Raw genomic sequence first — 745 nt, forward strand, 5'->3', positions numbered from 1 at the left:
GTGCACGCAGTTCTGCGCGTTGATGACGAAACGCGGATCGCTCTTCGTCTCGTTATCCGTGTAGACGATCTCGTAGACGCCAGCCGGGCAGTAAAGCCGGGCGGGTTCGCCATAGAGCGGCAGGTTCTTCGCGACCGGGATAGACGGGTCGGTSAGCTTCAGATGCGCCGGCTGGTCTTCCTCGTGATTGGTCGAGGACAGGAACACCGACGACAGCTTGTCGAAGGAGAGCTTGCCGTCCGGCTTGGGATAAGTGATCGGCGTCACTTCGCTCAGCGGCTTCAGAGTCGCGTAATCCGCCTTGCCATGCTTGAGCGTGCCGAAAGGCGACCAGCCGAAGAGCTGGTTCAGCCACATGTCGATGCCGCCGAGCAGAACACCGCCGATCGTCCCGAATTTCGACCAGAGCGGCTTGACGTTGCGGACCGGCTTGAGGTCGCGACCGATCGGAGATGAGCGCCAACTGGTTTCGATCTCACTGACTTCATCATGCGCGCGTCCCGCCGCCAGAGCCGGCACGAGATGCTCGGCGGCCAGCATGCCGGACAGGATCGCGTTGTGGCTGCCCTTGATGCGGGGMACRTTGACGAAGCCRGCSGCGCARCCGAYCARCGCMCCGCCCGGGAAGGTCAGCTTCGGCACCGACTGSMAGCCGCCYTCGGTAATGGCGCGCGCGCCATAGGACAGTCGCTTGCCGCCCTCGAAGACATCCCGAATCATCGGGTGCGTCTTGAAGCGCTGGAAC

At 63.2% G+C, this 745-nt stretch carries 1 protein-coding gene; it reads right to left on the bottom strand.

The window, feature by feature from the left end; all coding sequences use genetic code 11:
- The coding region (locus tag AB4Y92_RS25135; protein WP_441822093.1) for a 4Fe-4S dicluster domain-containing protein at positions 1 to 745 on the bottom strand (745 nt) is incomplete at both ends.

The sequence above is a fragment of the Lysobacter sp. TAB13 genome (genome assembly GCF_052113885.1).
In the GTDB taxonomy this organism is placed as follows: domain Bacteria; phylum Pseudomonadota; class Gammaproteobacteria; order Xanthomonadales; family Xanthomonadaceae; genus Lysobacter; species Lysobacter gummosus.